The organism is Deltaproteobacteria bacterium CG11_big_fil_rev_8_21_14_0_20_49_13, assembly GCA_002796305.1.
GTDB lineage: Bacteria > UBA10199 > UBA10199.
On record PCWZ01000046.1, the window covers coordinates 10,333 to 22,423 of the forward strand.

Annotated in this window: 7 protein-coding genes; 5 read left to right on the forward strand and 2 right to left on the reverse strand. The window is 47.9% G+C overall.

Annotated features, from left to right (window positions below; all coding sequences use genetic code 11):
• Window positions 1-178: 178 nt before the first annotated feature.
• A complete protein-coding gene (gene ald, locus COV46_04055) occupies window positions 179-1,273 on the reverse strand; it encodes an alanine dehydrogenase (GenBank protein ID PIR17471.1) in 1,095 nt (364 codons plus the stop codon).
• A 264-nt stretch (window positions 1,274-1,537) separates the two neighbouring features.
• Here ald and COV46_04060 point away from each other — a divergent pair, with 264 nt between their 5' ends.
• Window positions 1,538-4,855, forward strand: a complete 3,318-nt coding sequence (locus COV46_04060; protein ID PIR17472.1) for a hypothetical protein — start codon at window positions 1,538-1,540, stop codon at window positions 4,853-4,855.
• A 73-nt stretch (window positions 4,856-4,928) separates the two neighbouring features.
• Entirely contained in the window at window positions 4,929-8,030 is a 3,102-nt protein-coding gene (locus tag COV46_04065; protein PIR17473.1) for a hypothetical protein, read from the forward strand.
• Here COV46_04065 and COV46_04070 read toward each other — a convergent pair.
• Entirely contained in the window at window positions 7,975-8,610 is a 636-nt protein-coding gene (locus tag COV46_04070) for a hypothetical protein (protein PIR17474.1), read from the reverse strand. The two genes, COV46_04065 and COV46_04070, sit on opposite strands and share 56 nt — an antisense overlap.
• An 84-nt stretch (window positions 8,611-8,694) precedes the next feature.
• Between COV46_04070 and COV46_04075 the strand changes: the two genes are divergently transcribed.
• The 3 genes from COV46_04075 to COV46_04085 all read left to right on the forward strand — a co-directional run bounded on the left by COV46_04075 (window position 8,695) and on the right by COV46_04085 (window position 12,008).
• Window positions 8,695-8,922, forward strand: a complete 228-nt coding sequence (locus COV46_04075) for a hypothetical protein (protein ID PIR17475.1) — start codon at window positions 8,695-8,697, stop codon at window positions 8,920-8,922.
• Window positions 8,923-9,001: 79 nt separating this feature from the next.
• On the forward strand, window positions 9,002-11,146 hold the full coding sequence (gene thyX, locus COV46_04080) for a thymidylate synthase (FAD) (GenBank protein ID PIR17476.1): 2,145 nt from the start codon (window positions 9,002-9,004) through the stop codon (window positions 11,144-11,146).
• A gap of 313 nt (window positions 11,147-11,459) precedes the next feature.
• Window positions 11,460-12,008, forward strand: a complete 549-nt coding sequence (locus COV46_04085; protein PIR17477.1) for a hypothetical protein — start codon at window positions 11,460-11,462, stop codon at window positions 12,006-12,008.
• Window positions 12,009-12,091: the final 83 nt, after the last annotated feature.

A 12,091-nucleotide genomic window follows, 5' to 3' on the forward strand; every position in this document is an offset into this window, starting at 1 on the left:
CTATAAGTATTTCTAACTTCTTATTCGCACTGGCATACGAATAAGAAGTTGAAATACTATAGCGCTCCGGTAATCTGCTCCTCAGCATGTCTCATCCTCTTCATGGTATCCCCTTTTCGGCCCTTTTAGGGCCTCCTATGCCACTCTTTTTGAGGTCTCAATTGGTGGGGGATGGTCACTACGCAAGGCTTTTAAAGAGCTTTGCGATGACAGGATGTACCACTTTTCCGCCCCTTATCTGTAATCCCAATTCAGCCGTAGGATCGCTGTGGATCGCGCCGTCAACTCCCATTGTGGCGAGCTTGCATATATAAGGAAGCGTGGCCCTTGTCAGCGCCTCGGTGGACGTTTGGGGAGTCAGCGCCGGCATATTGGGAACGCAGTAGTGAATAACAGAATATTTGATGAATGTCGGGTTCTTGTGCGTGGTAGGATGTGTCGTCTCAGCACAACCGCCCTGATCCACCGCTACATCGACTATTACGGAGCCAGGTTCCATTGTCTGAAGCATCTTTTTCGTGATGACCTTAGGGGCCTTATCGCCTGCAACAAGCACCGCACCTATTATCAGGTCCGCCTTCTTTACCCAAAGAGCCACATTTTCAGGCGATGACATCAGGACCTGAGCTCTTACCTTAAAACGTTCCTGAAGTCTTTGAATACGGTCCGCTTTAATATCTAAAATAACAACTTCAGCGCCAAGCCCAGCCGCCACCTCTGCGGCGTTGACCCCCACGACTCCTCCGCCTACGACCGCTATTACGCCCCTTTTTGTCCCTGTAACGCCTCCAAGGAGAAGTCCCTTGCCTCCTGCGGGACCTTTATGAATGAGGCGAGCGCCAATCTGGGTTGCGACGCGCCCGGCAACTTCGCTCATGGGAACCAGTAGCGGTAGTTTTCCGTCGGTCGTTTCCACCGTCTCGTAGCCGAACGCCGTAACGCCGGACTTGCAAAGCGCGCGTGCAAGCTGAGGGAAACTTGCAAGGTGAAGATAGGTGAAGATTATCAGGTCCTTTTTGAAGAATTTGAATTCAGAAGGAAGGGGCTCTTTTACCTTGATGATGATGTTCGCCATCTTCCAGATCTTCTGCGCCTGCGGGAGTATCGTGGCGCCGGCATCTCGGTAGACCCTGTCCGCAAAACCTGAAAGAAGGCCCGCCCCTTTTTCTATGAGTACTGTGTGGCCTTCGCGAATTAAAGTTGAAACGCCGGCCGGTGTGATGGCGACCCTTGATTCGCTCTCTTTGATCTCCCTCGGAATGCCTATGATCATATACCAAACCTCCGTTTGAAGCGCGCAAGCGTCTATAACACTTAGTACAAAAATGGCAAGAATGATATGTCCGCACCGGAATAATATATAATGATATCAACATGTTAACTTTAATTGACCTGCTTAATAACGCGCAACATATAGAAAAGTTAGCGACTCTTCGACAAGCTCAGGATTGCTTGGTAGAAAATAGTTAGCAACAAAATGGGAAAAGTGCCGATAAGTAGTGATGTCATCCTTCGCTGTTGCTCAGAATGACAGACTATGAAAAAAACATTAGTCATATATCTGCTGTTTCTTTCTGCGTGCTCAGGCGGTTCGGGGATAGGAACCGAGACGGACATCTCTCTGCCCGATACGCCCTTCACCATCAAGGATAATTCACAATTTATTGGCGGACCGCTTGCGCAGGGGCGCCTTGGCGACATCCTTCTGGCCAACGATAAGATAAAGGTGATAATTCAACAACCTTCAAAGTTAGCCCAGTCGTGTCCGTTTGGCGGCGTGATAATCGATGCCGATATAGTTCGACCCGAAGGCGAGCCAGGGCAGGATAATTTTGGGAAACATTGTCCCCTTGTGAATATCGAGTGGACTGTTAACTATAGGGATTTTCAGGTGATCTCGGACGGTGCGAACAATACACCTAAGATCGTTCGTGCCACGGGGATCATTGATGTCCTTGATTATCTTGACCTTGATTTCATTGCGCCCGTTGCAAAGGCGTTGACGGGGCAGTCGATGTATTTCTCGCCGCGTTTCAGCGACAAGAACGATCCGTTTGCCACATATCATGATCTGGGCGCCGTGAATACGGCCGTTGTTACCGATTACACTCTTGAGCCGGGTAAAAATTATGTGAAGATCGACACCACCTTTCAAAACGACGGAGATGAAGACGTGGTCATGCCGGTGGGGCAGTTCCTTAACGGCAGCGGCCAGGTTCAGACGCTGCTTCCGGGAATGGGTTTTACGCCGCAACCAACCGCTCAGATAACGGGCGATACGGTTGCGGTCATATATGTTCCGTTCCAGGGTGTGGATGTTACCTACGGTTATTTTTACGATGTGAACCAGTTTGCCTCCGATAGTCCAGACGCCCTCGACGCACAAAAGATGCTCGTAGGAAAGGGCGGGGCCGGCGGATCTGACGTCAAAAAAGAAAGGCTTCGTTCGGCATCGCTGACGTATTCGGGCGTTACTGGCGTGTTCTTTGGCGAAGAGTTCTTAAATGTCCTGCCGCTGGGAGGGCCGGGCGATCTTAGGATCAACTTTAAAATTCCACCGCACGGGGCCAGGACCGTTACTCAATATTTAGTCGTTGGCGACGGGGACCCTGCCGCCGTGTTCGGAACCGGACTATCTGCGATGAAGGTCCTGGCACATAAGATATCCGGGAAAGTGTTTGATTCAAAAGGCAATGTGGCGCCCGATGCGACGTTGGTCGTTCAGAACGAAACTAATATGACGGTCATCACATACCGAACCGATAAGGACGGCAATTTTTCCGGGTATCTGTCTGCCGGCACCGACAGTTTTGCAAAGGCGTTCGGCACAGGCAAATATAAGATATTCGTCGATAAACCGGGATATCACAAGGATGGAACGAATGTTGCGGGCACCTGCGACCCTTTGGAGGTGAACGTTTCCATGACAGACAGAACGGACATCAAATGTACTCTTGGCCCGTCCGGCAATATCGTTCTGACGGACGGCGTTAGGGATGCAGACTCGGGAAAGAAGATCCCGGCGCGGCTTACGATAGTAGGATTTGACCCGAGCCCCGATTCTCATGCCGGGGCGGCCTACGCTACTACCCACGGTGCGGGCAACTTTGAGGATACATGGATATTCGAGCGCCCATGGGGGGTTGTGGACGTGAAATATGTCGATCTAAAAGGCGACTTCGGGCTGGATGGAGATAATGAGTTTAATCTGGAACCGGGGCGCTATTATTTTGTGTTTTCAAAAGGTGTCGAGTATTCGATGGACACGCGCGAGGTGATCGTTTCCGGCAGCAGTTCCGTAAAAATAGACAACGTTAAGCTAAAAAGGGTGATAAAGACACCGGGTTGGATATCGTCCGACTTCCATCTTCATTGTATCGTATCGCCAGACAGCGCCATACCATGTGAAAAAAGGGTCCTGGCCGCTGCGGGAGAGGGCATGGATGTGCTGCAATCCAGCGATCACGACTGGCTTACAGATTACGCTCCCATGGTGGCAAAGTTTGAAGCCGGAGGCGTGATACCTCCAGATAGCGTTGCAACTATAGTAGGACAGGAAATAAGCCCCAACCATTACGGTCACATTCACGTATTCCCGCTTCTTTATGACGATGCCAAGCTGGACGGAGGAGCCCTTGACTGGACCTTTTCGTCCCTCGATAGAATGGACCCGTCGCCCGATTATGTGATGTCGCCCCGGGACGTTCTTGATTACTACAAGTCCGGCAACGCCGGCGAAGGGGAAAAGATACTTCAGGTCAACCACGTCGCCGATCAGGCCACGTCTCTCCTAATTGTCTCTTCATGGGTCACGACCACCATGTACGACGGTGTGAAGGCCCTATCCAGCTATGTGGAGCCGTCGGCGCAGCGCATATCTCCCTCACAATCCACATCCGAAATCCCCATGCCGTTCGGGACGAACGACCTTGTGATCGCCGATTTTACAACCGTCGAATTGACGATAGGGCCCGAGCTTTACACAAACGCTTTGCGCGAAACGGGGCTGCCGCAATTTTTCAATCTTCTCAATCTTGGCATCTTTGCCACGGCTACCGCCGATTCGGACAGTCATCGCGAGGTGGTCGATCAAATGGGAACCCCTCGCAACTATATCGCCTCGCCGGTTGACCCGAAGGACGGTTTTGGCACCTTTGCCTCCTTCGATAAGGAGGCGTTTGCCAAGGCGATAAACGATCACAGGCTTATCGCAACTACCGGACCGTTCGTAGAGGTCAGCGCCAAGGGCGATGACGGCGTCAAAAAAGGGATAGGAGACGTCGTTAAAGGTCCGAAGGTGAAGGTTCGTGTGGATGTCAAGAGTCCGGCGTGGGCATGGTTTGACACGATAGAGATATATGCCAATACCGAACCTCTCCCCGCAGATGATGACGGCGTGTCTGTTTTCAGGGGGGTTGCGTCGGATCCTAAGGCTTTTTTTGCTCCGTACCATATTCCAAAGTTCTATTATGAACCTTCATACATATTTACGACATCTGACGGCTCGCTTTCGCACTGGAGCAACAAGAACGGCGTGATAACCGCGAGCCTCGATCTTGATATGGATGTCAAAGAGGATACGTGGATCGTTGTGTTCGTTTCCGGAAATCAGGGGACCGAAGGCTGGCGCTCGCTCTTTCCGTTCGTGACAAAATCGGTGGCAGATCCTTCGAAGATGGCAAAGCCGGCAGAAGATTGGACTCTGGACAAACTCGCAAGCGATAAGAATATGAAGACAAGCGCTTGGGCCTTTGCAAATCCTATCTTCATAGATGTGGACGGCGATACTAACGGCGATGGCGATCCGTTCGAGGCGATATACATAAAGAACGGTCTTTCACCTCTGGCCAAATAGGTGGGCATGAGCCGCGCCATAAAACCTTCAAAAAAGTTGCGCTAAATCGCCAAATCGTATAGCCTAGGCGGTAATGAAACGTCTAATATTGCTCGCGGTCATTCTTTTTATCGCACCGAATACTTTTGCCGCCTCCTTCGACCCTTCCCTTAATTGGAGAACGGCGCAAACGGATCACTTTAATATCCATTATCCATCGGCCTTGGAGGAGGAGAGGATACTTGTCGCAAGGCACCTTGAAGATGCGTATCAAAAGTTATCTCCAAAGATGCACTGGAAGCCGTGGGGGAGGACAGAGGTCATAGTTACGGACAGTTATGATGTCGCGAACGGAATGTCGAGCACGCTCCCGTACAACTGGATGCTTCTTCGCATAGTTTCGCCCGGCCCCGATAGCGTGCTTGGCGACTATGATAACTGGCTGAGAACGCTTTGCATGCATGAATTTTCCCACATCTTAAACCTCGATCAGGTCGGTGGCGTAATGTGGGTCCCGCGATTCATACTCGGAAAGGTCGTTTCTCCTAACGGTACAGAGACTGGATGGCTTAGAGAAGGCATCCCCACCTATAATGAGACCGATGAAACTACACGCGGCCGCGGCAGGTCAAGTTATTCCGACATGATGATGAGAACAGCCATTCTTGACAAGAATTTTCTTACGATAGACGAGGCCGATGGAGTTCAATGGAAATGGCCCAGCTATCAGGCTATGTATATCTACGGCGTTGAGTTCATGCAGTATCTCTCGGACAAATTCGGCGAAGATAAATTGATGGATTATCAAAAGAACGTTGCCAGATCGCCGCTTTTTTACGCGGCGAACCATCAGGCAAGACGGACGTTCGGCGATATAAGGTTCCAGTCTAAAAAGGTTCACCTGCGTTACGACCGTGAGAGAAAGGAAGGGACGCAGCGGAGCAAGTCGTTCTACACGTTATGGAAGGAGTGGAAGGCTTCTCTCGAAAAAAAGTACGCAGCTGTCAAGACCAAGGTTGAGGCCGAGGGGCTTACGGAGCTCAAGAATGTGGCGGCGGGTGGGACCGTTCTCTCAAGTCCGGCCGTTTCCCCGGATGGAAAATATCTTGCGTATGCAAGGACGAGGGTCAAAGGCCCCGCCGAAATCCACCTTGTGGATCTTGGAACTGGGGTCAACAAGGTCATCAAGAAGAGGAGAGCGGCAACTAGCATCGCATTCAGCCCGGATAGCAAAAAGATCGTCTATTCCGCTATTGGAGGGTACAAGAGATACAACACCTATAGCGATATCTATGAATATGATATCGAGTCCAAAAAGATTAAAAGGCTTACAACCGGTGAGCGGGCCTATGACGTCTCCTATTTTCCGGACGGTAAAAAGATGGCGTTTGTGAAACAGGAATACGGCCGGGGGTGCCTTAAGATATACAATGTCGAATCAAAGGAGGTCTCCGACCTTGGATTTAGCTATGAGACCGTTGCTAAGGACGAGTTCCCGCAGTTTTCGGCTCCCGCAATTTCTCCTGACGGAAAGATGTTAGCGGTCTCGTCTTGGCAGATAACCAAGATAGATCCGTATCCTATCGGCCAGTGGGATATATATCTTGGCGAGATCTCGAGCGACGGGTTACAGGTCAAGAATATAAGAAAGCTGACCAATGATATTCCGATAGACTCAAGCCCATCGTGGAGTCCCGACGGAAAGACCATATTTTATGCCTCCGACAAGAGCGGTATTAACAACATATACAGGGTTGAAGCCACCGGCGCTCGGCGCACAACGGGCGGCGTAAGGGTAACCAACATTCTCACCGGAGTCTATCAGCCCGCCGTTTCTCCTGACGGGGGATCCGTCTATGTAAAATATTACAACGGGAAAGGTTTTGATATACGCTCATTCTCTCCCTTTGGTGCTACCGGTTCGTTCATCGATGCCAGCAAGCCGGTCATCGAAAAGCAGAGATTTTCAATTCTCCCAAAGGTCAAAACGCTTGCGGTGAGAGAAGCGGAAGAGATCGTTGCCAAGCCGGAGTCTCCAGGTAAAAAATATTCTCCGTTCGGCAAAGGTCTTTTCCTGCCCCGCTTTATAATTCCCAATGCGGCGACGATAGATAACGGCCTTATGTTCGCGTTAGCAACGGGCGGGGCCGACCCGCTGCGCAGGCACAACTGGATGGGCGGAGCAACTTACAGGACCGATCTCACTGACTATGTCGGGTATTTCTTCAACTATGCATACAACAGATTCAAACCGGTATTTTCTGCCGGCATCCTTGGTTATGCGGTCAATTTCGGCGATCTTACGTTCCTCCACGCGGACGGCACTCTCAACACGGTCCACCTTTATGAGGACCGTAGAAGAGTATATGGAGGTGTCAGTTATCCATGGAGCAAACAGGCGTTCGGCCTTCAATATTTCTGGGAACACAGGGAGCCGCACGAGTATCTGACCCCTGAAGAGAAGGATGCGCTTAATTTCGGAAGCTTCGCCGGTTTCAACGTCTCTTATGTTTACGGTGAATGGGAAAAATTTCCGGCCTCGATAAGCCGGGAACATGGACGAAAGCTCCGCACCAATTTTTCGATAACCGATAAGGCCCTTGGAAGTTCCAGCAAGAACGAACAGTATATATTCACCGGCGACTACAGGGAGTATATTGATATGCCCTGGTTGAATCATGTCCTGGCCACAAAGGTCCATGGTGGCATGGTTTGGGGAGATCCTGTCGTTCAGGGGACGTTCTCTTTGGGCGGCGCGATGGGCGACGGTATAATGGGCGGCGGTGACAGCCTTTATTATTTTGCTTTGAGGGGCCTCCCTATAGCGTCGCTTTCTAAAAATAGGGCCCTCGTCTTTACGGGTGAATACAGAATGCCGATCGTCTCTCCGCAGAGAGGTCTTGGCACACTTCCTTTCTATGTGCAGAACATATACATTGCTCCGTTCGCCGATTATGGCAACGCATGGAACGCCAGCCAGAACACCGGAAGTTATTTTTTCAACAATTTTTTCTTAGGCACCGGTCTTGAAGTTAGGGGCGATTTTGTGATAGGCCACGGGCTTCCCGTTTCCGGAAGGGCCGGCTATGGCATAGTCGTTGTGAACAGGGACCGTCTTGGAAGCGCCAAGGGACCGATACTCAACACTCCTGCGTCTGACGGAGTTCTGATACTTGAATTGGGTACAGCTTTTTAATGGCGATGTAGGCTATCGACGTGACCGCAACCGCCCCCAACACATCCATTATATAGTGCTGTTTTACAAATACCACAGAGACCGCAATGAATGCCGTCATAAGGGCGAAGAAACATGACCATCCCCTTTTGTAGTTCCACATAATGAGCGTTCCGGTGAACGGATATGCAACGTGGAGCGAAGGGAAGCAGTTAACGGGGTTATCTATCAAATAATAATAGTATGTGAACATGGTCATGATCCCGTCGGAGTTGGCGATATCCGGCCGGTTCATCTTTACCGGTATGAGAAGAAAGATGATGAAATGTAGGGTAGACATTGAAAAGAAGAGCACCATACCCCTTTTGAATACGGCTAAGTCATCGATCAGGATATAAAGAAGGATAAGCGCTAGATATACGGAGGCGTAGCCCGTTATGAAGAACGGGATAAAAGGTATCTGATTTTCGAACGGTAGGCTCACATCAAAATAGTATGAACGGTGCATCCCAATGAACCCGCAGGTGAAATAACCGGCCAGAAAATAAAGGACTATAAGAACGAACCAGATTCTCTTCTTCTTTGTCTCTTCCCTTGTCATATGGATGGGGAATATTAGACATAGTTTTCTTGTTGTCAAGGGGCCTCTTGCCTGCTAAGGCGTTTAAAGAAAGGAGATTATTTTATGAACAAAGAAGCCGTAGAAAAGGTATTGGACGCGCAAGTAAGGCCACGTCTTGCCATGGACGGAGGTAATATTGAACTTATCGATGTAAAAGATAACAAGGTCTATGTTAAGCTTCAGGGAGCTTGCGGTTGCTGCCCCGGCGCCCAGATGACGCTGAAAATGGGCGTTGAACGCATATTAAAGCAGGAATTTCCCGAGCTTGAAGAAGTGGTGCCGGTTAAATAAGACGAGGCAAGAGGCATGATGCACGAAGCATGATAAAATCCTGCTTCTTGTTTCTTGCCTTATGCTTCGATGTACTACGATGGAAGATATAGAGATAGTCGACAGTAAGGAAGGCGCCGATCTTAAAGATGCCGATATAATAAAATGCCTCGACCATGGCTTTGTGCGTCTTGTCGATGTTATGGGCGGGGACGAGAGCATCGTTCAGGCGGCCCGTGTTTCTTACGGTAAGGGGACAAAGAACGTTCGTCAGGATAAAGGGCTCATCAATTATCTTCTCAAGCATTTTCACATGAGCCCCTTTGAGATGGTCGAGTTCAAGTTCCATTGTGTTGGCGGAGAGAATAGGATTCCAACATCACTTGGTTTTAAGAAAGTCAGTGAATCACTGAATGCAATATCTATTCATAACGCTGAAGATCAGGCTGTCATAATTTCTTCTAGGAATACGGGTAAAAAAGAGCTTTTTCGTTTGCACTTGGATAGGGGTTATTTCATCGATGTCACAGAAGATCATCGCGTTAGAATATTAGATGAAAATGGTAAACTGACATTCAAAAGAGCGTCGGATATTAATAATAACGAGCATGTTTGTTTGTATGGTGGAGTTTCGTGGTCAAATGGCAGTATTCAAAAGCTTAACGCTCCCAAATTTGGCAATAAGAGAACAAGTAATATTAAAATTTCATTTCCAGAATCGCTGACCCCTGAATTAGCCGAACTAACAGGGTTTTATCTAGGAGATGGATATCTTTCGCGGGCAGGGTTGGAATTTCCAGTTGGCCTGGAAAATCTCGATACTCTTGACCATCTGGTTTTACTATTACGTAATATTTTTTTAACAGAACCACGCGTAAGAAATGATGGCAAAATATACAGGGTTCATATTAACTCAAGAACTTTAGCTAAATGGTGGATAGATAATGGTTTTAAAAAGGATAGTGCTCTTTGTTTATGCGTTCCTGAACGGATTTGGAACTCCCCACCATCCACAGCTTATGCATTTCTTCGTGGTTTGTTTTCTGCCGATGGTTGTATCACTGACACAAATGGCGTTGCTTTAACATCTGCTTGCTTTGAATTTGTTAAAGAAATTCAACAATTGGCGCATGCGCTTGGTATTCCGCTAAGTCATATTAATAGACCCGGAGCACACTCGCTCTACACATGGACAGAGGAAGGCCTAAAAGTATTTTCACAAAAAGTTGATTTTTGGGAAAAAAAGAAACAACAAAAATTATATGCACTTTTGGCTAAACCTTTTATGCAAAGGGCTTCGGCTATACCGAATGCGTTCAATTTAGTTACGAACAATGCATTGGTTGTAAACGGAAGCGAAGCCGTCTCCCATCATTTCAGATCTCAACTGTACATGAATTGCAACCTCAGTAAAAATGAATTTATAGAATCATATAATCATGGTTATTTTCCTGAGGAGCTAGGGGAGTTGGCGAATTTGCTATTTTTGAAGATAAAAAATAGAGAAAATCTCGGAGTACAGGACGTTTATGATTTTCATGTTTCTTCAAAAAACCAGTTCGTTTGCAATAATGTGATCGTTCATAATTGCAAGATGCCCATCTTTGTAGCTAGACAGTGGATACGCCACAGAACGGCGAGCGTTAACGAGATAAGCGGCCGCTATTCTATCATGGAAGATACGGTCTGGAGGCCCGATCCAAAGGACCTTCGCCAGCAGGCGGTCATAAACAGGCAGGGTTCTCTGGACCGGGCGGTTCCGGATCTGCTGAATTCAGAGATCCTCGCAACATATAATAATGATATCGAGACCATCTTCAAACATTACCATGAGTCTGTGGATAAAGGCCTTGCGCGCGAGGTGGCAAGGGTAGCGCTCCCGCTTTCCACATATACCGAATGGTACTGGAAGATGGACCTTAATAATCTGCTCCATTTTCTATGGCTGCGCATGGACCAGCATGCTCAAAAGGAGATAAGGGTCTATGCGGAAGCAATAGCGGTCTTTGTTAAAAAGAGATGTCCATTCACATGGGAGGCCTTTGAGGAACACAGGCTAAATAGCGTGACTCTATCGAGCTCCGAGGTTGAGGCCCTTCGTAAGGCCGCCAGATCGACCGAACTTTTGGAAAGAACCCTTGAGGAAAGAAAGGGCCAGCTAAAAGAAGCGGGCGCATCCGATGCCCTTGTTACAACAGAGCTCGCCGAGCTCCGCTCCAAACTAGCCGGCGAAAAAATCGAATAAAATCAATGCATTAAAAATATATTTGATAAAGTATACTTTATCAAATATATTTTGTGCATGCTTACAACTTTAGAGATCAAGTCTTTAATTGAGGATGGAGAAAAGCTTGCCATTGCGATAGAAAATTACCCCTCTAGAGGGCAAACGGCCGTTCAGGAATTGTATCAAACTGCTCAAGGAAAATTATTCTTAAAACGAGTTTCCGAAAGAAACCACGAAGAATGTCAGAATGGAACGCCTTATATCAACGCAAGAACGCTTTGTCGAACGTGCATAGTATAAGTGGTCTATTAGATCTGTATAGGAGCAATAAATGACAATTTTAGATCCGCAACAGCTACAAACGTTTGTGAGCGCGCTGCAATTAAGTATAAGAACAAAGATAAAATTTATATCCGAAGACAAAAATTGTCTTAAGATCCATTTTGATTCGCCTCCGTCTTCGCTTGATGAAAATTTCAGAAAATTCTCGATCATGCTGAATGGCGATTGGCTGGACAACGGTACATGTTATGCCATCCATTCCGCCCAGACGATAGATTGGTCAAAAATAACCTTATTCTTATTGCTCACCCGTTTAGACGAAAAAAATATCATTAGACTTGTCCAGATAGACAAGTCTTTTAGGGATATTGCGACGGAGAAATTGGGGCTCTCCGGTCCCAATATTGAGAACGCAAAGGATTGTGCGAAAATAATATTTCAGGAGATGGAAAAACAAGAAATGACTAATAGGGCGCTGGCAGAGTCAACCGGACTTACTCAGGTTACCATAAGCAATTTCAAGGCCGGCAAGGATATTAAGCTCTCCAACCTTATCAAAATAATAAACGTCTTGGGGTTGGATATGAAAATATCATAAGGGCACCTCTAAAAACCCATTGGCGTGTCATTGCGAGGGAGCGTAGTGACCGAAGCAATCTCCATAAATCAAGTGTTTGCTTA

Excerpts from the sequence above, each read along its gene's own strand:
- COV46_04075 (PIR17475.1), top strand. The coding sequence starts at position 8,695 with ATGAACAAAGAAGCCGTAGAAAAGGTATTGGACGCGCAAGTAAGGCCA.
- COV46_04060 (PIR17472.1), top strand. The coding sequence starts at position 1,538 with ATGAAAAAAACATTAGTCATATATCTGCTGTTTCTTTCTGCGTGCTCA.
- COV46_04070 (PIR17474.1), bottom strand. The coding sequence starts at position 8,610 with ATGACAAGGGAAGAGACAAAGAAGAAGAGAATCTGGTTCGTTCTTATA.
- COV46_04085 (PIR17477.1), top strand. The coding sequence starts at position 11,460 with ATGACAATTTTAGATCCGCAACAGCTACAAACGTTTGTGAGCGCGCTG.
- thyX (PIR17476.1), top strand. The coding sequence starts at position 9,002 with ATGGAAGATATAGAGATAGTCGACAGTAAGGAAGGCGCCGATCTTAAA.
- COV46_04065 (PIR17473.1), top strand. The coding sequence starts at position 4,929 with ATGAAACGTCTAATATTGCTCGCGGTCATTCTTTTTATCGCACCGAAT.
- ald (PIR17471.1), bottom strand. The coding sequence starts at position 1,273 with ATGATCATAGGCATTCCGAGGGAGATCAAAGAGAGCGAATCAAGGGTC.